25 protein-coding genes and 5 pseudogenes are annotated in these 25,247 nt (G+C 70.8%); 19 read left to right on the top strand and 11 right to left on the bottom strand.

Going from position 1 to position 25,247, the window contains the following annotated elements:
• Positions 1-28: 28 nt before the first annotated feature.
• The 4 genes and pseudogenes from H3H54_RS12300 to H3H54_RS12290 form a co-directional block, all read right to left on the bottom strand.
• Positions 29-880, bottom strand: a complete 852-nt coding sequence (locus tag H3H54_RS12300; protein ID WP_316249216.1) for a DUF6541 family protein — start codon at positions 878-880, stop codon at positions 29-31.
• Between the two features lie 115 nt (positions 881-995).
• Positions 996-1,882 (bottom strand): annotated as a pseudogene (locus tag H3H54_RS19015) (DUF6541 family protein); the annotation flags it as partial.
• 71 nt (positions 1,883-1,953) lie between these two features.
• A complete protein-coding gene (locus tag H3H54_RS12295) occupies positions 1,954-2,376 on the bottom strand; it encodes a DUF2304 domain-containing protein (RefSeq protein ID WP_262424103.1) in 423 nt (140 codons plus the stop codon).
• Between the two features lie 3 nt (positions 2,377-2,379).
• A pseudogene (locus tag H3H54_RS12290) lies at positions 2,380-3,704 on the bottom strand (nucleotide sugar dehydrogenase).
• A 167-nt stretch (positions 3,705-3,871) separates the two neighbouring features.
• Between H3H54_RS12290 and H3H54_RS12285 the strand changes: the two are divergent.
• Positions 3,872-4,591 carry a glycosyltransferase family 2 protein gene (locus tag H3H54_RS12285; RefSeq protein WP_262424102.1) on the top strand — a complete coding sequence of 240 codons (720 nt, stop codon included), beginning with the start codon at positions 3,872-3,874 and terminating at the stop codon, positions 4,589-4,591.
• A 42-nt stretch (positions 4,592-4,633) separates the two neighbouring features.
• Here the strand turns inward: H3H54_RS12285 and H3H54_RS12280 are convergent, their stop codons facing one another.
• On the bottom strand, positions 4,634-5,530 hold the full coding sequence (locus tag H3H54_RS12280; protein ID WP_262424101.1) for an LCP family protein: 897 nt from the start codon (positions 5,528-5,530) through the stop codon (positions 4,634-4,636).
• A 625-nt stretch (positions 5,531-6,155) separates the two neighbouring features.
• Between H3H54_RS12280 and H3H54_RS12275 the strand changes: the two genes are divergently transcribed.
• From H3H54_RS12275 to H3H54_RS12245, 7 genes and pseudogenes are all read left to right on the top strand, one after another.
• Positions 6,156-6,722, top strand: coding sequence for a glycosyltransferase (locus H3H54_RS12275; protein WP_262424100.1), 567 nt, complete (start codon positions 6,156-6,158; stop codon positions 6,720-6,722).
• Positions 6,723-6,733: 11 nt separating this feature from the next.
• Entirely contained in the window at positions 6,734-7,162 is a 429-nt protein-coding gene (locus H3H54_RS12270; protein WP_262424099.1) for a hypothetical protein, read from the top strand.
• Between the two features lie 23 nt (positions 7,163-7,185).
• On the top strand, positions 7,186-8,106 hold the full coding sequence (locus tag H3H54_RS12265; RefSeq protein WP_262424098.1) for a glycosyltransferase: 921 nt from the start codon (positions 7,186-7,188) through the stop codon (positions 8,104-8,106).
• 43 nt (positions 8,107-8,149) lie between these two features.
• The gene (glf, locus tag H3H54_RS12260) at positions 8,150-9,310 is read left to right on the top strand and encodes a UDP-galactopyranose mutase (RefSeq protein WP_262424097.1); all 1,161 of its coding nucleotides are present in this window, start codon (positions 8,150-8,152) and stop codon (positions 9,308-9,310) included.
• A 25-nt stretch (positions 9,311-9,335) separates the two neighbouring features.
• Positions 9,336-11,439, top strand: a pseudogene (locus tag H3H54_RS19665) (glycosyltransferase).
• On the top strand, positions 11,436-12,362 hold the full coding sequence (locus tag H3H54_RS12250; RefSeq protein ID WP_262424096.1) for an ABC transporter permease: 927 nt from the start codon (positions 11,436-11,438) through the stop codon (positions 12,360-12,362). The pseudogene H3H54_RS19665 and the gene H3H54_RS12250 overlap by 4 nt, the downstream one beginning before the upstream one ends.
• 13 nt (positions 12,363-12,375) lie before the next feature.
• A pseudogene (locus H3H54_RS12245) lies at positions 12,376-13,146 on the top strand (ABC transporter ATP-binding protein).
• Between the two features lie 87 nt (positions 13,147-13,233).
• On the opposite strand, the gene H3H54_RS12240 reads toward H3H54_RS12245, so the two are convergent.
• Both H3H54_RS12240 and cofE read right to left on the bottom strand, forming a co-directional pair.
• Positions 13,234-13,893 (bottom strand): TIGR03089 family protein, encoded by a 660-nt coding sequence (locus H3H54_RS12240; RefSeq protein WP_262424095.1) that lies wholly within the window; start codon positions 13,891-13,893, stop codon positions 13,234-13,236.
• Positions 13,890-14,984: a coenzyme F420-0:L-glutamate ligase gene (gene cofE / locus H3H54_RS12235; RefSeq protein WP_262424094.1), complete on the bottom strand. Its 1,095-nt coding sequence runs from the start codon at positions 14,982-14,984 to the stop codon at positions 13,890-13,892. Before cofE ends, H3H54_RS12240 begins: the two co-directional genes overlap by 4 nt.
• Before the next feature lie 142 nt (positions 14,985-15,126).
• Between cofE and H3H54_RS12230 the strand changes: the two genes are divergently transcribed.
• From H3H54_RS12230 to H3H54_RS12190, 9 genes and pseudogenes are all read left to right on the top strand, one after another.
• Positions 15,127-15,426, top strand: coding sequence for a WhiB family transcriptional regulator (locus tag H3H54_RS12230; RefSeq protein ID WP_316249020.1), 300 nt, complete (start codon positions 15,127-15,129; stop codon positions 15,424-15,426).
• 12 nt (positions 15,427-15,438) lie between these two features.
• On the top strand, positions 15,439-16,107 hold the full coding sequence (locus tag H3H54_RS12225; protein WP_262424093.1) for a hypothetical protein: 669 nt from the start codon (positions 15,439-15,441) through the stop codon (positions 16,105-16,107).
• The gene (locus H3H54_RS12220; RefSeq protein ID WP_262424092.1) at positions 16,017-16,535 is read left to right on the top strand and encodes a glycosyltransferase family 2 protein; all 519 of its coding nucleotides are present in this window, start codon (positions 16,017-16,019) and stop codon (positions 16,533-16,535) included. Before H3H54_RS12225 ends, H3H54_RS12220 begins: the two co-directional genes overlap by 91 nt.
• A 138-nt stretch (positions 16,536-16,673) precedes the next feature.
• Positions 16,674-17,066, top strand: coding sequence for a hypothetical protein (locus H3H54_RS12215; RefSeq protein WP_262424091.1), 393 nt, complete (start codon positions 16,674-16,676; stop codon positions 17,064-17,066).
• Positions 17,030-17,317 (top strand): hypothetical protein, encoded by a 288-nt coding sequence (locus H3H54_RS12210; RefSeq protein ID WP_262424090.1) that lies wholly within the window; start codon positions 17,030-17,032, stop codon positions 17,315-17,317. Before H3H54_RS12215 ends, H3H54_RS12210 begins: the two co-directional genes overlap by 37 nt.
• A gap of 94 nt (positions 17,318-17,411) precedes the next feature.
• Entirely contained in the window at positions 17,412-18,419 is a 1,008-nt protein-coding gene (locus H3H54_RS12205) for a hypothetical protein (RefSeq protein ID WP_262424089.1), read from the top strand.
• Positions 18,416-18,784, top strand: a complete 369-nt coding sequence (locus tag H3H54_RS12200) for a hypothetical protein (RefSeq protein ID WP_262424088.1) — start codon at positions 18,416-18,418, stop codon at positions 18,782-18,784. The genes H3H54_RS12205 and H3H54_RS12200 overlap by 4 nt, the downstream gene beginning before the upstream one ends.
• A gap of 90 nt (positions 18,785-18,874) precedes the next feature.
• Complete coding sequence (locus tag H3H54_RS12195; protein WP_262424087.1) at positions 18,875-19,945, top strand: DUF5719 family protein; 1,071 nt, start codon at positions 18,875-18,877, stop codon at positions 19,943-19,945.
• Positions 19,897-20,169 (top strand): annotated as a pseudogene (locus H3H54_RS12190) (DUF5719 family protein); the annotation flags it as partial. The gene H3H54_RS12195 and the pseudogene H3H54_RS12190, both read left to right, overlap by 49 nt.
• Here the strand turns inward: H3H54_RS12190 and H3H54_RS12185 are convergent.
• From H3H54_RS12185 to H3H54_RS12175, 3 genes are read right to left on the bottom strand one after another with little or no spacing between them, the layout of a single operon-like run.
• Positions 20,073-20,372 carry a hypothetical protein gene (locus tag H3H54_RS12185; protein WP_262424086.1) on the bottom strand — a complete coding sequence of 100 codons (300 nt, stop codon included), beginning with the start codon at positions 20,370-20,372 and terminating at the stop codon, positions 20,073-20,075. The pseudogene H3H54_RS12190 and the gene H3H54_RS12185 overlap by 97 nt on opposite strands.
• Before the next feature lie 56 nt (positions 20,373-20,428).
• Positions 20,429-20,575 (bottom strand): metallopeptidase family protein, encoded by a 147-nt coding sequence (locus tag H3H54_RS12180; RefSeq protein WP_262424085.1) that lies wholly within the window; start codon positions 20,573-20,575, stop codon positions 20,429-20,431.
• Positions 20,572-20,883 carry a metallopeptidase family protein gene (locus H3H54_RS12175; protein ID WP_262424084.1) on the bottom strand — a complete coding sequence of 104 codons (312 nt, stop codon included), beginning with the start codon at positions 20,881-20,883 and terminating at the stop codon, positions 20,572-20,574. Before H3H54_RS12175 ends, H3H54_RS12180 begins: the two co-directional genes overlap by 4 nt.
• 181 nt (positions 20,884-21,064) lie before the next feature.
• Between H3H54_RS12175 and H3H54_RS12170 the strand changes: the two genes are divergently transcribed.
• Entirely contained in the window at positions 21,065-23,080 is a 2,016-nt protein-coding gene (locus H3H54_RS12170; RefSeq protein WP_395962721.1) for a DUF3499 family protein, read from the top strand.
• A 58-nt stretch (positions 23,081-23,138) separates the two neighbouring features.
• Here H3H54_RS12170 and H3H54_RS12165 read toward each other — a convergent pair whose 3' ends face one another.
• Positions 23,139-24,005, bottom strand: coding sequence for an RDD family protein (locus tag H3H54_RS12165; RefSeq protein WP_262424082.1), 867 nt, complete (start codon positions 24,003-24,005; stop codon positions 23,139-23,141).
• A 100-nt stretch (positions 24,006-24,105) separates the two neighbouring features.
• Here H3H54_RS12165 and H3H54_RS12160 point away from each other — a divergent pair, with 100 nt between their 5' ends.
• Entirely contained in the window at positions 24,106-25,101 is a 996-nt protein-coding gene (locus tag H3H54_RS12160) for a stage II sporulation protein M (RefSeq protein WP_262424081.1), read from the top strand.
• The last annotated feature ends 146 nt before the right edge of the window (positions 25,102-25,247 follow it).

Genomic DNA, 25,247 nt, shown 5'->3' with positions numbered 1-25,247 from the left:
GACGTCGATGCGCACCTTCCTGGGGACTTCAGGCCGGGTCGTAGCTCCCGTCCCCGGGATCGCACTCGATCTGGATCATCCGCGAATGTTCCGTCTCGAACAAGACGATGCCCAGCCCAGGACCGGCGAAGTTCACGGAATCGGAGGTCTTGTGGAGATTGTAGGGTCGCCGCTCCTGGTAGATGTACCGGACCCCGTTCTTCTCCAGGAGCTGGCAGGATCGCGGATTCGTCGCGGCATCCTCGGTCGCGTAGATCAGGTCGCGGTCCAGACCCGTGTAGGTCATCCCGCCCACCGTCAGCCGCACGTCCTGACCGAACAGCGCGTACAGATGCGCAGCACCGGAGAACGGGCTGGCCAGCACGGTGCCTTCCGAGTCCATCTGTGGCACGTGCTGCTCGAACAGTGCTCGCTCGCCGGCCTGGAGGAACCTGCCGCGACCCGGGTACTCGGCCGCGAGGTTCTTGGCAGCGTTCTCGGAACGGGACGGGAGGGAGGAGAGCGAGGCGAGGACCCCCGCGGCCACGAGGGCTACCACCACTGCGCGAGCGGTGCGCCGGCCCCGCTCTACGAGCCCCCAGCGGACGAGGACCCCGGACCACACCTGTAGCCCGGGCACAACGAGCACGGCGGACAGCATCGCGAGCGGCATCGCGACACGATCCTGGCCGCGGTAGTACAGGGTCGAGAGGTTCAGTGGGGAGTCGAGGGCCGCATCGAGATAGATCACCGCGACCACGATCCAGGCAGCACCGAGCCAGCGCCACGGGGCGGTGCGGAGGGCTGTGACGAGGCCGGGCCACCACAACACCGCCAGGACGACGCCGAGCGCCATGGGCCACACGGTCAGCAGACCCAGGCCGATCTCCCCGAGGGCCAGCCACCACCGGACCTCGAGCCCGCCGCTGAACCCGGTGACCTGTGAGCCCAGCGGCGTGTAGGAGAGCAGAAGTACAGGGGAGCAGGGCGAGCGCGGGCACGATGAGCAGCCGGGGTCGCGTTCGCCAGGACCCCGCCCCAGTCACCGCCGTGAGCACGGCGAGCAGGATCAGTGCGGTGACAGCGACATTAGGGTGCATGAGACCCAGCCCTACTCCAGCTGCCCCGAGTACGGAGAGCGTCGCCAGCGAGGGCTGCAGAGCAGTCCGGGGAAGGAGAGACCCCCAGAGGGCTGCGGCCGCGGCGATGACGCCCGGTAGGGCGGCGAACCCGGACAGGTTCGGGATGGGGGAGAGGTGGATCCAGAGATTCACCGGGCTGGCGGGGCTCAGTGCCGCGACGATGGCGGCCGCGCACGGTGCCCATCCGATGGCAGGGAACAGAGCCCGGGCCAGCAGGGCGATGCCGAGGATCCACGGCATCACGGCCAGGGCCAGCACCGTGCCGTTCAGCAACACGGCAGGAGAGACCCCGGGGACCGTCGTCGCGAGAGCGTGGAAGGCCGCCGGATAGAAGGAGGGGTCGCCGACGGAGTTCGAGACGGAGCCAACGTGCAGGCTGGAAGCGTCCCCGGTCTCACGTATCCGTTGCAGGGCCGAGAGGTGATAGAGGGTGTCCCACCGTTCAAGGACCGCATCGGGACGCCCGGCCTGCACGGCGATCGGCACGAGCGAGACCGCGACCGCGCCGGCGATCCACAGGGGACCCCCGGCATGGCGCGCCGCGGGGACAGCGCACCGTCGAGAGCCGTCGAGGGCAGACGGACGCCGAGCCGGCTAAGGCCGTGGGCGGCCCCGACCATGAGGATCGCGCCGACCAGGAAAGGCAGCATCGACCAGGACCATCCGAGGGCCGATGCCGCTACGGCGGCGATCCCGGCGATCGCCGCCGCCAGCGCCGGCGCGAGAGCGAGGGAGAGCAAGGGGGAGCCCCGAGCCCTCACCGCGGCGTACCCGGGGAGGTACGCCGCGGCGAGGACGACGAGGATGGTCAGCAGCAGGGAGATCAGCGCAGTCACCTGTCGCGCGGGGGCAGCGCCTCGGCACGGTACTGGGCGGGCGGCTGCGCCTCGTCGATCGCCAGGCGCCGGGCGAGGTAGGTCGTGCGCTTCTCCGCGGCCTTCGTCCGGGCCTCCTGGAGCGCGAGGAATCCCAGCAGCACCAGCACCGTCGCGTACAGCAGCAGATCAGCGCCGCGCCCCACGCCGACCAGGTTCGCCACCCGGCTCAGCGCACCGGGGAACAGCACGGTGAAGACGGCGAAGACCGCGAAGGCGATGATGAGCAGACGGCGCACCGCGAGCTGCTTGGCACCCCGCTTCATGAACAGCCAGCCGACGATCACCACGATCCCCACCACCAGCAGCAGCTGGATGATGAAGGTGCGGTTCCCGACCAGGGTCGGGCCCAGGCTGAGGATCAGCTCATGCTCACCCATCGGTCAGGCCTCGCCGGCGGACTGGTGGGTGGAGGCGGAGCCGTCGCCGAGGACGAGGCGGGGAGTGCCGGCCCAGTTCTCGGCGGTGGTGATGTTGCGGCCGTCCACGATCAGCTTCACGCCGGGCACGTCGGTGCTGTCGAGCTGCGCGTATTCGGGGTGGTTGGTCTGGACGATCACGAGATCCGCCGCGTCACCGAGGTGGTAGGGCGCCCAGCCGAAGCCGGCGATCTCCTCATCGTCGTAGTAGGTGTCATGGACCGCGACCTCCGCGCCGTGTTCACGCAGCGCCTCGACGACGGGGAACACGCCGGAGAATGCGGTCTCCTTCACCCCGGTGCGGTACGAGGCTCCGAGCACCACGGCCTTCATCCCCGTGAGCGAGCCGAGCAGGTTCGCGGCCCGGTCCACGAGCTTCGCCGGGACCGATGCGTTCAGCGTGCGGGCGGTGCGGACCGTCTCGGCGTGCTGATCGGTGGACAGGTACAGCCGCGGGTAGACCGGGATGCAGTGACCGCCTACGGCGATGCCGGGCTGGTGGATGTGGGAGTAGGGCTGCGAGTTCGACGCCTCGATCACCTTGTACACGTCGATGCCGTTGTCCTGCGCGAACAGCGCGAACTCGTTGGCGAGCCCGATGTTCACATCGCGGTAGGTGGTCTCGGCGAGCTTCGCCAGCTCGCTGGCTTCGGGGAGCCGAGATCCCACACGCCGTTGGGCTTGTTCAGGTCCGGGCGCTCATCGAACTGGAGCGCGGACTCGTAGAACTCGCGGGCCCGCTGCGTGCCGGCCTCGCTGATCGCACCGATCAGCTTGGGGTACTTCCGCAGATCCTCGAACACACGCCCGGTCAGGACCCGCTCGGGAGAGAACACGGCGAAGAAGTCGACGGATTCCTTCAGCCCCGAGATCTCCTCGATCATCGGCACGAAACGCGTGCGCAGCGTCCCCACCGGCAGAGTCGTCTCGTAGGAGACGAGGGTGCCGGGGGTGAGGTGCTCGGCCAGGGACCTCGTCGCGGCGTCCATCCACGCGAAGTCCGGCTCCCAGGTCGCATCGTTCACGAACAGCGGCACCACGATCACGACCGCGTCCGCGCCGGGGATCGCCTCGGCGTAGTCCGTGGTCGCGCGCAGCTTTCCGGCGGGGACCAGCTCGGAGAGCTTCTCCTGCAGATGCGCCTCACCCGGGAACGGCTCGGTCGCGGCATTGATCAGCTCGACCTGGCGGGGATTCACATCGACCCCGACCACCTCGTGACCGGCATCAGCGAACTGCACCGCGAGCGGCAGCCCGATCTTCCCCAGAGCGACAACAGCAGTCTTCAACTCGGTTCCTCCTCGTGGGGCACCTCTCGGTGCCGCTTGCGCGTCGATGACCACCAGGGGCGGCCCACCGTGACAGGGTATCCTCATCGGCCGTTCCGGAACCTGCATCCCGCGCCATCGCGCCGTCGGTGTTCTCACCTCCGTCCGGCACCTCAGAAGGAGAACCTTTGAGCACGTCCGATCCTGCGCCCGAGGAGCATGCCGCACCCATCTCCCCGGGAGCCGACACCACCTGGTTCGTGGTCCCGCTCTTCAACGAGGGCCAGGTCGTGGGCGATGTCATCCGTGACCTGCGCACCCGGTATCCGCTCGTGGTCTGCGTGGATGACGGCAGCCTCGACGATTCGGCGAAGATCGCCGAGGAGGCCGGTGCGCTGGTGGTCCGGCACCCCTACAACATGGGGCAGGGCGCCGCGCTGAAGACGGGCATCGACTACGCCCTGCGGGACCCGGCCATGCGGCAGATCGTGACCTTCGACTCGGACGGTCAGCACCAGGTCGACGACGCCGCGGCCATGATCGCGCAGCGGGACGCCGAGGGCGTGGACATCGTGCTGGGATCCCGCTTCCTCGACGGCCGCACCAAGCCCGGTCTGCTCAAGCGGATGCTGCTGCGCGGCGCGGTGCTGTACACGAACCTCACCTCCGGGGTGAAGCTCACCGACGCCCACAACGGCCTGCGGGTGCTGGGTCGAGAGGCCTGCGAGAAGCTCGCCATCGAGCAGAACCGGATGGCACACGCCTCCGAGATCATCGAGGAGATCGGTCGGCACGAGTTCACCGTCGCCGAGCACCCGGTCCACATCATCTACACCGACTACTCCCGCTCCAAGGGGCAGCCGATGCTGAACTCGGTCAACATCGTCATCGACATGCTCTTCCGCTGAGCCGCAACCACCGCGAGGGCTGAGCGGGCGGCCCGGGACCTGCTACTCCTGGGCGGCGAGCTCTGCGGAGCCGTCTGCGACCGCAGTGAAGAAGGCATCGATCTCGGCGTCATCGGTGAGGATCGCGACGCCGGAGTGCTCGGTCTGGTATTCCGGGTTCTCCACCGGGATGCTGAGCGTCCCGCCGGAGTTCATGGCGCCGCGGGCGGTCAGCGCCATCCGGCCCACGTCGATGATCCCGGTGCCCTCGCTCGTGGTCAGCGCTCCGGAGCCGGCGCCCGCCATGCGGACCTGGCCCACCGGGTTGAGCAGGACGCCCGGCGAGGTGACGCGGTCCATCAGCGCTCCGATGAACTGCTGCTGACGCTGCTGACGGCCGATGTCCGCTGTGGGGTCGAAGTACCGGGCGCGGACGAAGGCCAGCGCCTGCTCCCCGCCGACGTCATGGCACCCCTCGGTCATGACCAGGCCGGAGCGTTTGTCGTCGACGTCCTGATCGATGCAGAGGTTCACGTGGCCCACGGCGTCGACCACCTGCGCCACGCCGTCGAATCCGATCTCCACGTAGTGGTCCACGGTCAGTCCGGTGAACTGCTCGACGGTCTCGACCAGCAACGACGCCCCGCCAAAGGCGTACGCGGCGTTGAGCTTGTAGCCGCCCTGGCCGGGGACGTCGACCAGGAGGTCCCGAGGCAGGGAGACCAGGTAGCTGTTCCCGCCCGGCGCCTTGTGCAGGAGCATGATCGTGTCGGTGCGGGCCCCCTCGGTGCCGTCGGTCTTCACTGCCTCTCCCTCGCGACGGTCCGAGCCGGCGATGAGATAGGTGGTCCCGGGAGTGTTCTGCGCCCCGGAGAGCGCGTCGACGTGCTCGATGCGGCTGTCGGACCACAGCGCCAGCCCGGCGCCCCAGCCGAGCACGAGCACCAGCACGAGCACCATCAGCGTCGCGCCGAGGCGCAGCGGGCGGGGGACGAGGTGGCGGCGCCTGGAGGTGCGGGGGAGCGGTGCGCCTGCCGGTGGCGGCCCGTCCCATCCGTCGCCGCTGTGGGCGGGCGGCCGCTGCGCGTGAGCGGGCGCTCCCTCCCCATAGGGGCCGGGTGCGGCCTGCCCTGCGGGCCGGATCGGGCTCTCCGTCCGCGGCAGCGGACGCGTGGGCGTCGGACCCGCGGAGGGCGACGCGCCCGGGCGATGCCCCGGCCTCGGGAGCGGACGGGCGCTCCCGCCGGAGCGAGCGCGATGCCCGCGCGGACGGCGAGGCCCTCCTGGGCGCGGGGAGCGTGGCGGCGGCTGGTCGCTCACAGCGGTCTCCTTCCGGCGGGGCCGTGCGTACCTGGGCGGGAGCATGCAGGACGTGAGGCTGGGTGCCCGCGGCGCATGCGGCGATCGTCAGAGTAGCCGTCCCGGCCGGCTCATGCTGACGCGATGCGGCGGGTCGCCGCGAATTCCGGGAACCTCCCGAGAACCTTCACACGGTGGTCATGATGGCGGCGGGACCCGTCGCCCCTCGCTCCGTACACTTGGGCAGGCGCCGCCTCGGCGGCACGGACCAGCAGCAGGAGACGCAGTGAATCATTCCGCATCCGCCGGCGGCCCGACGCCGCAGGAGAGCACCGCTCATCCCGACGCGACCTCGGCGCGAGTCGTCGCCGTCGTCGTGACCTACAACCGCGAGAAGCTGCTCCAGGACTGCCTGGACGCGCTCGCGGCCCAGGAGCGGCGCCCCGACGCGGTGGTCATCATCGACAACTCCTCCACCGATGCGAGCGGGACCGTTGCCGACGAGCACCCCCTCGGGGCCGATGTGGTGCATCTGCGTCGCAATGTCGGTGGCGCAGGGGGCTTCGCCGCAGGGATCGCCCGTGCGATCGTGCGCCACGACGCGGACTGGGTATGGGTGATGGACGATGACACCATCCCCCGCCCCGGCGCCCTGAGCGCACTGATTGGCGCTCTCGAGGCCTCTCCGGTGCGCCTCAGCGTGCTCAGCTCGCGCGCGGTCTGGACCGATGGCCGGGACCATCCCATGAACACTCAGCGCACCCGCCGGGGAGCGAGCGCGCAGGAGAAGCGCGATGCAGCGCGCGCCGGGGACGCCCCATCCGCACCGCCAGCTACGTCTCTGCACTGCTGAACGCGCAGGACGTGCGCAGGCTGGGCCTGCCGTACGCGGACTACTTCATCTGGTCCGACGACTTCGAGCACACCGGGCGGCTGCTGCGCGAGGGCCGCGGGCTCCATGTGCCCGGATCCGTGGTCGAGCATCGCACCGCTCAGTTCGGCAACGCCCAGTCCAACCCGGGCTCCCGGTTCTACTACGACGTGCGCAACCGGCTCTGGGCGCTGCTGCGCACCTCCTCCTTCACCCCGATGGAGCGCGTCCTGCACGGCGGCGCGACAGCTCTGGGCTGGCTGCGCCTCCTGGCGCGTCATCGCGGCGACCTGTTCGGGGTGGGGATGCACGGAATGCTCTCTGCCCTGCGCCGCGGTCCGCGTCCCTCCCCGACAGTGCTCCAGGCCGACGGCGAGGTCGCAGCGGACGTCCGCGCGATCGAGAGGGCGGCGGGCCGGTGACAGCTTCGGCCCGCAGCCCCGACATGGGGCGACCCGGCGCGTTCGCCGTGCTGATGCCGCTGTGGGGGCGGGACCTGCCCGAGCGGTTGGAACTCGCGCTGACCTCGGCGACCCTGGACCAGCAGCTGCGCCCGGACCTGCTGATCCTCACCGTGGACGGGCCGCTCCCGGATCCCCTCGAAGCGGTCGTCGAGCGCGTGGCCGCCGGGGAGTTCGGCCCCGCGACGGTCCTGCGCCACGATGCCCACCGCGGTGTCGCCGCCGCCCTCCAGGACGGGCTGGAGACCAGCCCCCACGATCTGATCGCACGGGCGGACGCCGACGACATCTGCCGGCCCGAGCGCTTCGCCCTGCAGATCCCGCGCATGGACGAGGACGGGCTGGACCTGCTCGGCAGCGGAATGCGCGAGTTCAGCGATCGCATCGCCCCCGGCACGGGACCGCTGCGCACCCGGCCGCTGCACCACGAGGAGATCGCCCGTTATCTGCCGCACCACAGCCCCTTCCACCACCCCACGGTGGTGCTGCGGCGCTCGGTGGCACTGGCCGTCGGCGGCTACCGGGACCTCGCCCTGCTCGAGGACTACTGGCTGTGGGAGCGCATGATGCTCGGCGGAGCCCGGATGGGGAACCTGCCCGAGGTCCTTGTCGACTACCGGGTCGATGAGCAGCTCTTCGCCCGTCGCGGCGGATGGAAGCTGTTCGCGAGCGACCTCCAGCTGCAGCGCAGGATGCTGAGCGACCGGGTCACCAGTCCTGGCGGGTTCCTCCGGAACCTCGCACTGCGGGCGACCTACCGCTTCGTCCCGGGCTGGGCCCGACGGATCGGGTACCGCCGCTTCGTCGAGCAGAGCCTCAGCACGGCGGGAGCGCGTGAGGGAATCCACACCTCTAGGCGCGCCGAGGACGAGCCGCCTCCCACCCCTTCAGCTCCGATACTGTGAACGAGCCCAGGCGGATACTCCGCACGTTTCGAAAGGACCTCCTGTGTCGACTCCCGATCTCCTGATCGTCGGCTCCGGCCTGTTCGGCCTGACCATCGCCGAGCGCGCGGCCGTCGAGCACGGCGCGAAGGTTACCATCATCGACCGGCGTCCTCACGTCGGCGGCAATGCCTACTCCGAGGCCGACGAGCAGACGGGGATCGAGGTGCACAAGTACGGTGCGCACCTCTTCCACACCTCGAACCCGCGCGTGTGGGACTACGTCAACCGGTTCACCGAGTTCACCGGCTACCAGCACAAGGTGTACACGAACCACCAGGGCGTGGTGTACCCGATGCCGATCAACCTCGGCACCGTCAACCAGTTCTTCCAGTCCGCGTACACGCCGGACCAGGCGCGCGAGCTGATCGCCGAGCAGGCCGGGGAGTTCGCCGGCAAGGACCCCGAGAATCTCAACGACAAGGGCATCTCGCTGATCGGGCGCCCGCTGTACGAGGCGTTCATCAAGAACTACACCGGCAAGCAGTGGCAGACGGACCCCAAGGACCTGCCCGCCTCGATCATCTCGCGGCTGCCGGTGCGCTACACGTACAACAACCGCTACTTCAACGACACCTACGAGGGCCTGCCGAAGCAGGGGTACACCGCCTGGCTCGAGCGGATGGCGGATCATCCGAACATCGATGTACAGCTGGACACCGACTACTTCGACACCTCACAGCCGCTGAACAAGGACGCCACGCGCGGGAACATCCCCGTGGTTTACACCGGCCCGGTGGACCGCTACTTCGACTTCGAGCTCGGCGAGCTCGGCTGGCGCACCATCGACCTGGAGACGGAGCACCTCGACGTGGGTGACTTCCAGGGCACCTCGGTCATGAACTATGCCGACTCCGAGGTCCCGTACACGCGCATCATCGAGCCCCGGCACTTCCACCCCGAGCGGGACCACTACCCCAAGGACCGCACCGTGATCCAGCGGGAGTACTCCCGCTTCGCGGAGTCCGGTGACGAGCCGTACTACCCGATCAACTCGAGCAGCGACCGTGAGCGGCTGCTGGCCTATCGCGAGCTCGCCGACTCCGAGCCGCGCACCCTGTTCGGGGGCCGCCTGGGCACCTACCAGTACCTGGACATGCACATGGCCATCGGCTCGGCCCTGTCCATGGCTGACAACAAGCTGACCGACCTGCTTCGGGCGTGACCCGATCGCCCCTACGAGGAGCATCATGACTGCCACCCCTGCCATTGCGGCGCCCAGTACGTCCGATCAGCACCCGGAGCTCCCTCCGCAGCGCCTGCTGCAGCGTCTGATCCTGCCCCACGAGGCGTCCCCGGACATCGTCCCGCTGTACATCGAGGCCTCCGACGCCCGCTCGGGTGCCAGCGGCAGCTCCCTCGGGCTCGGCAGCAGCTCCGACCGGGAGGCGACGGAAGCCCCGGCTTCGTCCCCGGACACCCATCCCGCTCAGCGCCAGGTGGACATCAGCGAGCTCAGCGAGCGGGGCTCGGTGCGGATCCCGGCGCAGTCCATGCGCTCCTTCGGCACGTACTTCAACGCGTTCCCCGCCAGCTACTGGCGGCGCTGGACGCCGGTGCGGTCGATCCGGCTGACGATCCGCACCGCCGGTGCCGGCCACCTGGTCGTGATGCGCTCCACCGCCCGGGGTCGCTGCAGCGCCAGGAGTCCCGCACCGTCAGCGGGGCCGGTGAGCACATCTTCGAGCTCCCGCTGACTGCCTTCGGTGACGGAGGCTGGTACTGGTTCGACGCCTTCGCCGGTTCCGAGGAGCTCGCGATCCTCGGCGCGGAGTGGACCGCTGACGCGGACCTCGCGCGCACCGAGGGAAGCTTCTCGATCTCCATGACCACGATGAACAAGGTCGACTACTGCCTCGACAACATCCGCACCCTCGCGGAGGATCCCGACCTGCGTGAGCTGCTGGATGTGATGTACGTCATCGATCAGGGTGCGGACAGGCTCAATGATCATCAGCAGGAGCTGGCCCCGCTGCAAGAGTCGCTCGGCGCGAAGCTGCAGATCATCGAGCAGGGCAACATCGGCGGCTCCGGCGGGTTCTCGCGCGGGATGTACGAGGCGGCCACCGCAGGCGCCTCGACGTACGTCATCAACTGCGACGACGACATCGTCATCGAGCCGGAGTCGCTGATCCGGATGGTGACCTTCGCGGACTTCGCGACCCGTCCCACCCTCGTCGGCGCGCATATGTTCGATCTCAACAACCGCTCCGTGCTGCACACCTTCGGCGAGGTCGTGGACCCGTGGCGCATCCAGCCCGCGCTCTCGATCGGCGAGAGCGCGCTCGGCCACGACTTCGCCGCCGAGCCGCTGCGATCGACCCCTTGGCTGCACCGCCGTGCGGACGTGGACTACAACGGCTGGTGGAGCTGCCTGATCCCCACCGAGACGGTGCGCGCGATCGGGCTGAGCCTTCCCGTGTTCATCAAATGGGATGACGCCGAGTACGGGCTGCGGGCGAAGAAGGCCGGTTATCCGACGGTCTCCCTGCCGGGTGCAGGCGTGTGGCACATGAGCTGGGTGGACAAGGACGACCTCGTGGGCTGGCAGGCGTACTTCCATGAGCGCAACCGCATCATCACCGCCCTGCTGCACTCGCCGTACGCGCGCGGCGGGCGCGTGGTCAAGGAATCGCAGTTCATGGACGTCAAGCACCTGATCTCCATGCAGTACTACACCGAGGCCGGCCGCCTGATGGCGCAGCGCGACGTGCTCGACGGCCCGGAAGCGCTGCACCCCGCGATCGGGACCAAGCTCCCCGAGATCCGCGCGATGGCTGCGGACTTCGCCGACGCGAGCGCCAAGAAGGACCAGGACCAGTACCCGCCGGTGCACATGGACAAGCCTCCCCGCAAGGGCCGCGGCTTCTCCCAGCCGCATCGCCTGATGCTCCCGGTCTGGACCGCGAAGACCCTCGCCAAGCAGCTGCTGAAGCCCACCCGCCCCCGCGCGGCGGAGAACCCCAGACGGTGATCCCGCACCTGGACGCGAAGTGGTGGAGGCTCTCGGCGTACGACAGCGCGCTGGTCTCGAACGCCGAGGGCACCCAGGTGTCCTGGTACCGGCGTGATCCGCGGCAGGTGCGCGAGATGCTCACCGGTGCGATCACCGCGCACGTCGAGCTGCACCGCCGGTGGAACGAGCTGCGTGATCGTTACCGGGACGCCTCCGCGCAGATCACCTCCTTCGCCGCCTGGGAACAGACCTTCGCGGACAACCCCGCACCGGTGCGCGAGCGTGACCGGGCAGGAAGCTCCGCACCCGCTGCGAGCACCGGAGGCACCGCGGCGTGACCGCCACGGGGGCTGAAGGACCGGCGCGGCTGCCCAACCGCGAAGAGCAGGCCGCTGGCTGGCGCGCTCCCGGGCAGGACGCAGGCTGGCTGAACCCGGTCCGCGAGCGCTTCCTGCTGCGCCTGCTGGTGCGCAAGGAGCTGCGGGTGCGCTACCGCGGCAGCGCGCTGGGCATGCTGTGGAGCTACGTCAAGCCGGCGGTGCAGTTCATCGTCTTCTACATCGCGCTGGGGGTCTTCCTGCAGCTCTCGAGGGACACCCCGGCCTACGCGGTGTATCTCTTCAGCGGCATCGTGGTGATCAACCTCTTCGGCGAGGTGTTCGGCAACGCCACCCGCTCGATCACCGGGAACCAGGCGCTGGTCTCGAAGATCTATCTGCCCAGCGAGCTGTTCCCCTGGGCGAGCATGATCGTGGCGATGGTGCACTTCCTGCCGCAGCTGGTGGTGCTCGTGGTGGGGGCGCTGCTGTTCGGATGGTTGCCCTCGACCACCGCCGCGGTGGCCTTCGTGCTCGGCATCATCATCCTGGTCGTGTTCACGATGGGGCTGGGCATGCTCACCGCGGCTCTGAATGCCGCCTTCCGCGACGTCGAGAACTTCGTGGACCTGATCGTCATGGTCGCGACCTGGCTCTCGCCGGTCCTTTACCGCATCTCGATGGTGGAGGACGCGATCGGCGGCACCATCTGGTGGTGGCTGTACCAGCTGAACCCGCTGACCATCGTGGTGGAACTGTTCCACGTCGCGTTCTGGCGGTTCGCGCCGCCGGTGGCCGATGCAGTGGCCGCGGATCCTTCGCTCACCGGGCCCGGGGAGCCCTTCGGCCTGTGGTGGGCCGGGCTGCTGATCGCGGTCGCGACGTTCGTGATCGGCACCGTCGTCTTCGAGCGTGCGAAGCGACGCTTCGCCCAGGAACTGTGAGGGGAGAGCAGCGATGAGCCCGCACATCGACTCCGTGCCCGAATCCGCCGCGGTCCCCACGGACCGCGAGATGGTGCGCATCGAGCACGTCACCAAGGAATCTCCCTGCGCCACGACCACTCGCTCAAGGAGCTGGTGTTCTCGGCGCTGCAGCGCAAGAAGCTGGCGGACTCCTTCCTCGCCCTGGACGACGTGGACCTCACGGTCCATGCCGGAGAGACGGTGGGCCTGATCGGCTTCAACGGCTCGGGGAAGTCCACCCTCCTCAAGACGATCTCCGGGGTGCTGTACCCGGATACCGGCCGCGTGCTCCTCCGGGGCCGTGTGGCGGGCCTGATCGAGGTGGGCGCAGGCTTCCACCCCGATCTCTCCGGGCGGGAGAACGTCTACCTCAACGGCGCGATCCTGGGGATGAGCCGGGAGCAGATCGATGCGAAGTTCGACGAGATCGTCGCGTTCAGCGAGATCGAGGAGTTCATCGACACCGATGTGAAGTACTACAGCTCCGGCATGTTCCTGCGGCTGGCCTTCTCCGTCGCCGTGCACACCGAACCCGACATCTTCCTGGTCGACGAGATCCTCTCCGTCGGTGACGAGCCCTTTCCAGCGCAAGTGCCTCGAGCGCATCCGTGAGCTCCAGAAGGCGGGCCGCACCATGGTCGTGGTCTCCCACGAGCTCGAGATGCTCGAGCGGCTGTGCACCCGCATCGTGGTGCTGCGCAAGGGCAAGACGATCTTCGACGGCGACCCCACCGAGGCGGTCGCGACCCTGCGCGCCAGCTGACCCGGCTGACCCGGCTGACCCGGCGGCTTCCGCGTCAGGCTTCGGGGAAGCGGCCGGTCACGCCCTCCTCCTGCGCCTGACGGGTGGTCACCACGGTGCCCGGGGCGACGATCCCGCCGCCGGCCAGCAGCACGGCCAGCACCTGCGCGGCGGCCGGGAGCCCATCCTCGTCCAGCAGCACCCGGGGACTTCCCCGGAGGGCGCGGGCGACGGCTGCAGGGGCGCGGGGCCACTCCATGCGGGGAGGGCCACGCCGAGCTGGTCGGAGCTGCCACGCACCTCGCTGAGCCAGTCGTGGGCCAGCGGCGGCAGCTCTCCGTCATACCGGGGTGCGAGCGAGACCGGCTGGAGCGCCAGCACCTCGTCGGCAACCTGGGCGAGGTCTGAGTCGGGACGGTCGGTGGCCACGACCCGGGGCGCATCCAGAGCTGCATCCAGAGCTTCGCCCTCCGGCTCGGCCTCCCGGTCGATGCTCACCACCTCGGCCCCGAGGGACCAGGCGGCCAGTGCCAGCACCATGCGCTTCCAGTGCATCGGCAGGTCCAGGACCACCAGTTCACCGGGCTCCAGAGCGATCTCGTCGTGGAGATGGCCGATGGCCTTGATCACCCAGTTCGCCAGCACATGGCCGGACAGCTCGATGCGGGAGGCCTCGCCGTACCAGGCGAGCGCGGGGCGAGGGCCCATCTGCTCGAGGGCGCGCAGCAGCTGCGTCCCGGTGTCCGTCGGAGCGGGATGGTCGCTCATGGCAGATCCTCCTGGTGATCGGGGAGGGAGATCTCGACCGAGATCTCCGGCAGAGCGGTGCTGAGGGACTCCGCGCCCAGCGCGGTGCGGATCCGTTCGGCGAGTGTCGCGGCATGGATCAGGGCGGCCGGGGAGCCCTCCGCCGCGTCCACCACGATATGCGGGCGGCCGTCCGCGTGAGTGCCGAGCCGGGCCACGGCCGTCGACCTCGCCTGACCCTGGCGGGGCACCGCGGCCACTGCGAGCGCGCGGAGGATCCGCTCCTCTGCGGGCTCGGGAGACATCCGCGCGATCGGCTCCTGCTCGGCGCTCAGGCCCAGCGCCACCCACACCGATTCGAGGCTGGGGCGCCGGAACCAGTCCTCCGCTCCGGTGCGCGAGAGCTCTCGCGCGGGGACATCCGCCGCGGTCGCGGAGGGCACGCCTCGCACGAGGGCGGCGGGAACGCCGCTGGACTTCCCCTTGACCAGGTCCGCCGCCGCGGCGAGCTCATCCGCGAGGTTCCGTACGGTGACGGTCAGCTGCCGGCCGTCGGCGTCGACGCCGCCGCGCAGGTCCTGCAGAGCGGCGACACCGGCCGCGCCGAGCGCGATGTCCCCGACCCCCACCCGCCAGACCCGCGAGGAGGTGTCCGTCAGCAGCACGCCCAGCTCGACGCCCAGCGCCGCGACCAGCTGCTCTCGCAGGAGCCGCGCGCAGGCATCGGGATCCTCGGGCAGCAGCAGCGGCCCATCGGGCGCGTTGGAGGAGTCCACACCGGCCGCGGCCATCACCGGGCCGGAGGGGATCTGCACCACGGAGGTGACGACGCGGGTGTGGAGGCGCCGAGCGACCGTCCGCACCGCCGCGGAGCGGATCGCCTCATCCCGGCGCTCGGCATCGACGCGCAGGCCCAAGGCCTTGGAGACGATCTTCGTGGAGATGCACAGGACGTCTCCGTCCTGCGGCGCGAGGGGGCGCAGAGCCTGTGCGAGCAGGACGCCGAGGTCGTCCCCTGCACGGATCTCTCCGAGCCCGGTGACCGCGAGCACACTCACGAAGGGCGTGGGCGGGCCTGCAGCGACCTGCGCAGGCGATGGAGCGACGGGCACGGGGCCTCCTAGGACTGTGATTCGGATGCGACATGCAAGGCGACGCGCCGGTGCCGCTTGACGGACCATAACTACACCGGTGTACTTTAGGGCCCAGACGGGCCTTCGATGGTCGACACATGCAGTGGAAGGAGTGGTGGCCATGGACGAGGAACGGGTCGATGACGACGCGCGTGCAGAGCTCACCCTGCTCGACCTCCCCGGACAGGAGTCCGATGAGGCCGAACTGACCTGGCAGGAGCGCGCGCTGTGCGCGCAGACCGACCCGGAGGCGTTCTTCCCCGAGAAGGGCGGATCCACCCGCGAGGCCAAGAAGGTCTGCGTCTCCTGCGAGGTGCGTGCCGAATGCCTCGAGTATGCCCTCGAGAACGATGAGCGCTTCGGGATCTGGGGCGGGCTGTCCGAGCGCGAGCGTCGCAAGCTCAAGCGCCGGGTGGTCTGACATCCTTCCCTGGTGAGCGATCGTCACATCACCGCGGTCGTCCTGCTGAGCGGGGCGACGACTGCGGCCACCCACGATGCGCTCCGCACTTCGCTCGCGACGCAGACCCGGCCTGCCGAGCGGACCGTCGTGGTCGCTCCGTCCGATCTTGCCGAGGATGTCCACGACGCCGTGCAGGCGGATCTGAGCTCCGGGACGATCGACGAGATCCTCCCCATCTCCGCCTCCGTGAGCCGTGCCGGCGCGATACGCGAGACCCTTGAGCTGCTGGCCCGCGGGAACAGCGGCGAAGAGGCCGCGGCGACGGAGAGCGGCGGCGCTGCTCATGAGCGCGCGCAGCCCCGTCGGCGTCGAGCCCGAGAGGTAGACAGCGCCGCCGTCGAGCGTGAGCGCACCCAGCGCGCCGAGGAGCTCGCCCGCATCCCTCTGCGCCTCCGCGGAGAGCATCACCGCCCCGGGCGCCGCGTCGGTGCCGTCGACGGCACGGCGGGGGAGTCCTGGCTCTGGTTCGTCGTCGACGGGGCGACCCCGGCATCGATGCCCTCGAGCACCAGCTGGAGATCGTCGAGATCTCCCCGAACACTGCCGCGGTGGGGACCAAGCGTGTGCGGCACGCGGACCCCGAGGAGGGCCTGCCGTTCACGGCGGAGAGCGCTGACGCGCTCGTCGACGTCGGCCTGACCCTGACCCATGGCGGCCGCATCATCACCGGAGTCGATCCCGGGGAGATCGACCAGGGGCAGGCGGACTGGAGGCAGGACGTCCTCGCCGTGCCGCTCCCGGGCATGCTGGTGCGTGAGCAGACCCTGCGAGAGATCGGCGGTCTCGATCCCGAGCTGCCGACACCGTGGGCCGAGATCGACCTGTGCCGGCGCATCTGGCGCTCCGGCGAGCGGGTCGCGGTCCAGGCATCCTCGCGCGTGCTGCACCCGTACCCCACCCGACCGCTGCTCGAACGACTGCAGGAGCAGCGCACCGGGCAGCTCCTGGCGCTGCTCAAGCACCGCACCCTCCCGCATGCACTGCTCACCCTCGTGCTGCTGCTGCCGCTGGCGACGATCCTGCGCATGCTCGGCGCGATCGCCGCCACCGCCCCCGCACAGCTCTGATGGAGCTGCGCGCCGCCATGGCGGTGGTGCCCCGAGCCCGCCGGGTCCTCGCCCGAGGATGGGAGGACCGTCGAGGTGCGCGGGTGCCCCGCGGACGCCTCGCCCCCTCTACCTGCCCCGCGGAGAAGGCCTGCGGCGATGGGTCGACGGCACCTGGACCAGGGTCTTCGCCGACGACGACCGACGGCGCCACATCCGGCACACCACCTGGGGATCGCCGGGACCCGGCACGGCCTCGACGACGCCGACTACGGGCGCCACATCGTGTGGACCGGTGTGGTCGCCCTCGCCGCGACGACGCTGGGCGTCTTCGCGCTGCGAGGCCTCTTCGGCCGTGGTGAGATCACCGGCCCCGGTCTCCGCCCGCTGCCCGGCAGCTGGCAGGACCTGTGGAGCGCGGCCTGGGCGAGCTGGATCCCGGGCGGCCTGGGGAGCGCGGCCCCGGTGATGCACTGGTCAGGCTGCTCGGGCACCTCCCCGTCGGCGGTGAGCTGGTGGTCGAGGTACTCGTCTTCGCCGCGGTGCCCGTGAGCGCGCTGCTGGCCTGGTGGGCCTCGGGGGCGATCACCCGCGCAGTCGGGGCACGCCTGGTGCTGACCACGGTGTGGGCGCTCGCGCCCTCCCTGCTGACAGCGCTCGCCGTCGGCGCCTGGCCGCTGCTGCTCGTGCACATGCTCCTCCCGCTGCTCGCGCTGGCCCTCGGCCGCGCGATCGGCCTGCCCCACAAGGTCTCGCAGGCGAGCGTCTCCGCCGCTGCGGCCGGGGTCTGCTGCTGCTGGTGATCGGCGCTGTGCAGCCGGTGCTCGTGCTGCTCGGCGCCGTGGCGCTGGTGCTGATCGCGATCGCCGCCCCGGACGGCGCCGTCGTCTGCTGTGGGTGCTGCTGCCGTCCCTCGCACTGCACGCGCCCTACCTGCCGATCTACCCTGGGCACCCGCAGCTGCTGCTCGCAGTCTCCGGAGTGCCGTCCGTCGGCGAGAACCCCTCGCTCCTCGACCTGGCGGGCCTGTGGCCGGTCGCGTCCGGGGCCCCGGAGCTCCTCGTGCCCCTGGTCGGGGAGACCACGGCGCTGCTCCTGCCCCTGCTGCCCGTCGCCCCGGTCGTGCTCGCGGCGCTCTTCGCGCCGCTGCTGGCCGGTGCCGCAGGCCGTGCCGGACGCTTCAGCGTGCTGCTGGCCGCTGCGGGCCTGCTGACCGTGCTCCTGGCTCGGGGGACATGGACCGCGGCCCAGGGCGGCGAGCTGGTGACCCCGCCGGTGCACGGCCTGCTCAGCGTCACCCTGCTGGCCCTGACCATCGGTGCGGCCGCCGCCTTCGACGGTCTCGCCCGCCGCGAACCAGGAGACCATCGGGCGCGGCGTGTGGTCACGGGTGCGATCGGCACGGTCGTGGCCGCCTCCTGCCTGGTGACCGTGGCCGGATGGTCGCTGCTGCTGCCGGGCCAGCTGCGTCTGGAGCGGACCGAGGGCGGGGAGGTCCCCGCCGCGGCCGCAGACCAGGGTCGCACCGATGCGCGCGCTCGCGTGCTGACCCTCAGCCTCGCGGACGATGGCTCCGTCGACGCGGGCCTGGTCGTCCACGGCGGGCTCAGCATGATCCAGCACGCCACGATCGCCGATGCGCGGGACGTGGACACCGTGACCGCGGGGGCCGCGGTCGATGGGGACCCCGCGTCCACCGCGCTGCGGGAGACCGTCGCCGGGATGCTCTCGAGCGACGGCGCGGAGAGCGGCGAGGAGCCAGCCGGCTCGGCGGCGCATCTCGCCGTGGCCTACGTCGTGGTCCAGGGGGACCTCGACGAGCAGGCGGAGCTGATGCGCACCCTGGACAGCTCCCCGCAGCTCGAGAAGGTCACCGAGGGCGCCCGCGGCGGATGTGGCGCGTGATCGACTCCGCCCCGCGCGCCGTGGTCACAGGCGGTTCCGAGCCGACCATGCTGAGCAGCGGAGTCATCGAGGCCTCCGGGGAGATCCCCGTCGACGAGGCGGAGCGCATCGTGGTGCTGTCCGAGCGCTCGGACTCCGGATGGCGGGCGACCCTCGACGGCGCCGAGCTCGACCCGGTCGAGATCGACGGCTGGGCGCAGGGCTTCCAGGTCCCCGCGGGAGCCGGTGGAGAGGTCGACGTGCACAGGGACCAGCCCCTGCGGCTGCTCTGGCAGCTGCTGCTCTACTCGGCGACCGGACTGACCGCACTGCTCTCGATCCCGTGGCGCGTCCGCTCTCGCACCGTGGAGGAGATGTATGGCTGAGAACGTCCCGCAGGAGCACCCCCGCAGGATCACGAGGACGGCACGACGAACGTCGGGCCGCGCCGGGGAGGCGCACGGCATCTGCTCGCCGTGGCCGCACTGCTCCCGCTCGCCCTCGCCGCCGGCGCACTGGCCCTCGCACCGTCCCAGGAGCCCGCCTCCGTGGAGCACGCCGAGGTGGAATCTCGCCCCGGGGCGAGCACCCGGTGGTGCCACGGACCGCTGCAGCTGCCCGAGCAGATCCTGGAGGAGGGCTCGGACTCCGAGCTCTCCGTGACTCCGCCGAGCGCATCGGTCTCCCTTCGCACGGTGTCGGTCGAGCCGGCGTCCTCGCTGCTGTTCGGCACCGTCAGCGGCTCTGCCACGCTGCAGGAGGACGACGGCTCCGTCCGCGCCCCCTCGATCGTCGCCCGGGATGCTGAGGGTGCTGTCCTCGGGGACGAACCCGCCTCGCAGGACATGGGGGTCTCGGTGCTCGGGCTCCAGAGCGGCCAGGGGACGCTCCACATCACCTCCGCAGCCTCCGACGGGGGCCGCCCGGTGGCCGACACCCTCCAGACCACCAGCACCGCCAGCGGCGACTACCGCTCGCTGGCGGTGACCCGCTGCGGGGAGCCGACCACCGAGGCGAGCTTCCTCGGCGCCTCCACCGAGACCGGGGACAGCTCCGTGCTGGTGCTGCACAACCCGACCGATCGCCCCGCCACCGCTTCCGTGCAGCTGTGGACCGAGGACGGCCCGGCCGCCATGGAGGGACGCAGCCAGGTGGTCGTGGCACCCGGCGCGGAGGAGCGGGTGCTCCTCGAATCAGTGGCCGCCGGCCGGGAGGCGGTGGGCGTGGATGTCTCCGTGCTCGGCTCACCGCTGTCGATGCACGTCCAGACCAGCGAGCGCGAGGGCCTCACCCCGGGCGGCGCCGAGATCCTCGATCCGCTCCCCGCCGCCGCGACGGAGCTCGTGATGCCGGGTGTGGACGTCGCCGGGACCGCCCCGATCGTGGTGCTCGCCAACCCTCAGGGTGTCGACACCATGGCCTCGGTCGAGGTCGTCGGACCGGACGGCCCGGTCGAGGCGGCCTCCCCCTCGAGGAGCTCGAGCTCCCGGCGGGCACCGTGCTCCGCGCCCCTCTGGACGGGCTGCCCGATGGCTCCTATTCGGTGACGGTGCGCGCCCAGGACCCGGTCACCGCGGTCACCCGCAGCGTGCGCACCGGCGCGGATCTGCCCGGCGACACGGTCGGCTCTCCCGTCGACTTCACGCTCGTCGCACCGGCGCCCGCGCTGCGGTCTCACGGGATGAGCGCACTGCCCGCCGGCGACGGCGGAGTGCTCACCCTGGCCGGCACCGCCGACTCCGAGGTCACGGTGATCCCGGTCGCGGCCGACGGCTCCGCGGGCGAACCCCTGACCGTCCAGGTCAGCGCCGGTGCGACCGCGACGCTCACCACCGACCAGCTCCAGGTCGCGGGCGCGCCGGCCGTGGCGGTCAGCATCGTGCCGCAGGTGCCCGGAGCGGTCCATGCCGGCTGGATGCACCGAGCAGACGACGGTGCGGGCGGGCTGCTGCTCTCCTCCTTCCCGGTGCCCACGGGACAGGGCGCGGGAGCCCCGTCACCGTGCGGCTGGAGGAATGAGACGGTCTGGTTCAGCCCGACCAAGCGCCGGGGTCGATGTCCTCCGGTGCGATGTTCAGCAGCGATCCGATCTGCTCGGACAGCACCTGCCGCACGAGCATCTCGAGCTCGGCCTCGCTGCCGCATCGGGTCTGCAGCGGTCGCCGGTACACGATCACCCGCGCCGGGTGCGAGCGGGACGGGGGATGACCCGGCCCAGCATCACGGTCGCGTCGTCCCAGGGACCGGGATCAGCGGGAGGAACCTCCTCGACCAGCACCTGCATATGAGCCAGTCGGCGCGGGAACCGCTCGGCGAGCATCGCCCCCGCGTCCGTGACGAGATCATCGAAACGTTCGCGCCGAGTGCGATAGCCGGGGAGGTGGGGTGGGATCAGGTCCCACCGCCTCCCGCGGCCTCGACGGTCGCGGCGACGGGGGCCCTGCCGAGGACCCGCAGGGCCGGGGAGCAGCGGCTCGACATCCATGGGGCGCACTCTAGTGCCAGGCCGCGGACCAGCGGAGTCCGGCGCCGACGGGAGTGGGGTGCAGCGCATCGGGCGCGCCCTCCGCGACCTGCCGTCAGGCCTGCGTACACTGCTTGACGTGCCTGCTCGTGAATGCTCCCGGACCGCCTGCTCCAGGCCGGCCATCAGTTCGCTGACCTTCGTGTACGAGGACTCGACGGCGGTGCTGGGCCCGCTGTCCAGGCTCAGCGAGCCACATGCCTACGACCTCTGTCGCGAACACGCCACGCGGTTGACCGCCCCGCGCGGCTGGGAGCTGCTGCGCGTGCCCGGCGGCGAACAGGTCAGCGACGACCTGGTCGCGCTCGCCGATGCGGTCGATCCTCGCCGAGAGCCGGCATCGCCTGCCTCACCCTCCACCTCCGCCCCGTCCTCGAGCGGTTCCCGCGGCACCCCGGGCGGGGCACGGCTCCCGCCCGCCACCTGCATGTCGTCAGGAGCACGAATGACTGAGCCGAGCACCCCGCAGAGCGCCCCCGCAGCGGGCCGCCACGACCTCTCCGGCATCGTGAAGACCAATGATGTGCGCGGCGTCGCCGGGGTGGAGCTCACCGCCGAGATCGCCAGAGCGCTCGGTGCCGCGTTCGCGGACTTCCTCGCAGCGCCGGAGCTGATCGTCGCGCACGACATGCGGCTGAGCTCCCCGGAGCTCTCCCGCGCCGTGATCGAGGGGGCGGTGCGCCGCGGGGCGATCGTCGCCGACGCCGGGCTGTCCTCGACCGATCAGCTCTACGCCGCCTCGGGTCTGCACCGGGCCGCCGGCGCGATGGTCACCGCCTCCCACAACCCCGGGCCGGACAACGGTCTGAAGCTCTGCCTGCCCGGAGCGCGACCGGTGGGCCGGGACTCCGGGCTCGACGAGATCCGCCGGCGCGCCGAGGCGTACCTCGACGCCGGTGAGATCCCGGTGCACGGCGAAGGGCGCTCCGAGGCGATCGACACCCTGGAGGATTACGCTGCGACCCTTCACGACCTGGTGACCATCCCCGGGGACCGCACCCTGCGCGTGGTGGTCGACGCGGCCTCCGCGATGGCCGGCCACACCGCTCCCGCGGTCCTCGGCGTCCTTCCCCAGATCAAGCTGATCGAGCTCCACTTCGAGCTCGACGGCACTTTCCCGCACCACCCCGCCGACCCGCTGCGGCTCGAGAATCTGCACGACCTGCAGGAAGCGGTTGTCCGTGAGGGCGCCGATCTCGGGCTCGCCTTCGACGGAGACGCTGACCGCTGCGTGGTCCTCGATGAGAACGGTGTGCCGGTGAAGCCCTCGGCGATCACCGCACTGATCGCCCAGCGGGAGATCGCCCGCGCCCGAGCAGCGGGCCAGGAGCGGCCTGCGGTGGTCGCGAACCTGGTCTCCTCACGCCATGTCGGTGAAGCCGTCCTCGCCGCCGGCGGGGAGCCGGTGCGCTCTCCCGTGGGCCATTCGCTGATCAAGGCCATCATGGCCGAGCGCGACGCCGTATTCGGTGGGGAGCACTCCGCTCATTACTACTTCCGCGACTTCTTCTTCGCCGATTCCGGCATGCTCGCGGCGCTCCACGTGCTGGCCGCGCTCGCGGAGTCCGACGCTCCGACCTCCGCGCTCGTCGCCGCGCACGATCCGTACTCCGCGAGCGGCGAGATCAACTCCCGGGTGGCCGATGCCGAGGCCGCGCGGGAGCTGGTGCGTGAGCATGTGAGCTCCGTGCCCGGCGCCCTCACGGACGACCTCGACGGGCTCACCGTCCAGCACTGGGACGAGGATCTGCCGGAGGAGGACCGATGGTGGTTCTCCCTGCGCTCCTCCCACACCGAGCCGCTGCTGCGGCTGAACGTCGAAGCACAGCGGGAGACGACCATGGCCCGGATCCGGGACGAGATCCTCGCCCTCGTGCACAACGAGGATGTCGAGACCGCGGCGTCCGGCACGCCGGAGCTGCAGGAGACGGCGACCGCGGCAGTCGCGGTGGAGGACGGCCCCGCGCTGCCCTCCGGCGCCAGCGGTGCTGACGTGCCCAGCTGGGTGCGCGCGATCCTGCGATGCCCGGACTGCGGCGGCGAGCTGCGCGATGTCCACCAGGCGATGCAGTGCACAGCATGCGCACGCGTCCACCCGGTCGAGGGCGGGATCCCGGTGCTCATCGCCGGCCGCCACGACGCTCCCTCTGAGGGCTGACTCCGCCTATTGGGGCATACACCGCATGCCCGGCCGCGTCGACGTCGAGGGAGCGCGGTCAGGCGCTGAAGGGCACCGTCCGGACCTCGGCCGCGAGCTCCTGCTGTCGCTCCTGAGCGCGCCGGAGCCGCATCTCGTCCCGCCGCGAGCGTTCGGCGAGCACCGCAGTGAGGAACTGCTCCGGATCCGTGCCCGGGGGCGGCGCCGGAGCGACATGCGGCAGAGTGCGCCGCAACAGGTCCCGGGACAGCTGGCGGCGGGACTCGGGATTGATCGTGGCGGCCCGCGGCAGGAACGAACGGATGTCCTGCATCAGCGTGAGCGGCAGCCGGCCCACGTCCGCGCCGTGCACCCAGTCCTGCAGCGAGGCCGGCACCGCCACCCGCTGCGGGGAGAGATCGCGCATCCGCTCCTGGATCACCATGGTCCCGGCCAGCAGGTCGCCGACGCGCCGCGACTTGCGGTCGATCACCGAGCAGGTCAGCGCGATCGCTCCGGAGGTCGACCAGATCTCGAGCATCGCCATCACGGCGCGCAGCAGGCTCTGTCGCACGTGCACGGGGCCGCCGTCATCGCGGACCACGCGGGTGCCCATGACCAGCCGACCCACCGAGCGGCCGCGCAGCAGCAGCTCGCACAGCACCGGGTAGCCGACGTACGCCAGTACCGAGATGACCACGATCCCCGCAGCGACGAAGCCGTCGTCGAGCTCCGCCCGAGCGGCGGCCCAGACCATCGCGATGGTGCCCCCGACCAGGAGCAGGAGCTGGAGCGCGCCGTCGATCACCGCCGAGAGCATGCGGGTGGCGAAGGACGCGGTGCGCAGGTCCAGCAGCACCGCATCCCCGGTGATGAGCGCATCCCGATCGGCGGAGGGAGAGGTGTCGCTGCCGTGACCATGGTTGTCATGACCCCATCCTGACATCGGCTGGGCGCGAGGGTCAGCACCGACCGTCGGCTTCCGACGCCGTGGCCTCCGACTTTCGTCGGCGGTCCGCAGCGGCCGCGGACTCTACTCTGGAGACGTGGACACCGACGCCTTCATCGCCGTGCACCGACCCCAATGGGACCGCCTCCAGGAGCTGACCCGGAGCCGGGACCTCGACGCAGCCGGCATCGACGAGCTGCTCTCCCTCTACCAGGAGACCTCGACGCACCTGTCCACCGTGCGCTCGACCAACCCCGACCCGGTGCTGATCTCCCGGCTGTCGCTGCTCGTGCACCGAGCCCGGCTGCGGATCACCGGGGCACGCACCCCGCTGTGGAAGCACGCCCGCACCTTCTTCTGGGAGGACCTTCCCGCCGCGCTCTACGACTCCCGCTGGACTGTCGCCCTCGCGGCCGGTATCTTCCTGCTCTCAGCCGTGGTGACCGGTGTCTACTTCGGCCTGGACCCGACGGCTCGGGAGCTGCTGCTGCCCGAGGCCCAGCAGCGCTCGCTCGCCCAACGCGATTTCGTCAGCTACTACTTCCAGGGCGAGGCCTCGGGCTTCGCCGCTCAGGTGTGGACGAACAACGCCTGGATCACGGTCCAGGCGGTGGTCTTCGGCGTCACCGGCTTCTGGCCTGTGGTGATGCTGGTGCAGAACGGTTTGAACATCGGCCTGTCCGCCGGGGTGATGGCCGCGTACGACGGCCTGGACACCTTCTTCGTGTTCATCCTCCCGCACGGGCTGCTCGAGATCACCGCCGTCCTGGTGGGCGCCGGGGCCGGTCTGCGCACCTTCTGGGCGTGGGTGCGTCCCGGCCCGGTGCCGCGCCTGTGGGCGCTGTCCCGGGCTGCTCGCGCCCTGGTGACGGTGGCGATCGGCCTGGTGCCGGTGTTGCTGGTCTCCGGGTTCATCGAAGCCTTCGTGACCCCGAGCTCGCTGCCGCCGGCCGTGCGCATCGCCATCGGTGCGGTGGCCTGGCTCGCGTTCATGGTGTTCATGCTGGGTCGCGGTCGCCAGGTGCGTCGTGCAGGGATCACCGGTGATCTCTCCGAGGAGCTCGCCGGGGATCACGTCGCCACCGCCGGCTGAGCCCGGGTCACCCTCGAGCGCGAGGCAGTGCGAACCTGGCTCCTGGCTCCCGTGCTCCGTGCGGGGCCAGCGCGGCATGGTCGAGTACTGGCGCCACAGCGATGAGTATGCCGATATATCCGCAGTCATCACTCCCGCGCCATCTC

Source organism: Brachybacterium sp. Z12 (genome assembly GCF_014400405.1).
Classification (GTDB): Bacteria; Actinomycetota; Actinomycetes; order Actinomycetales; family Dermabacteraceae; genus Brachybacterium.
Note: the sequence above shows the minus strand (reverse complement) of the source record. Positions and strands in the feature narration are given on the sequence as shown.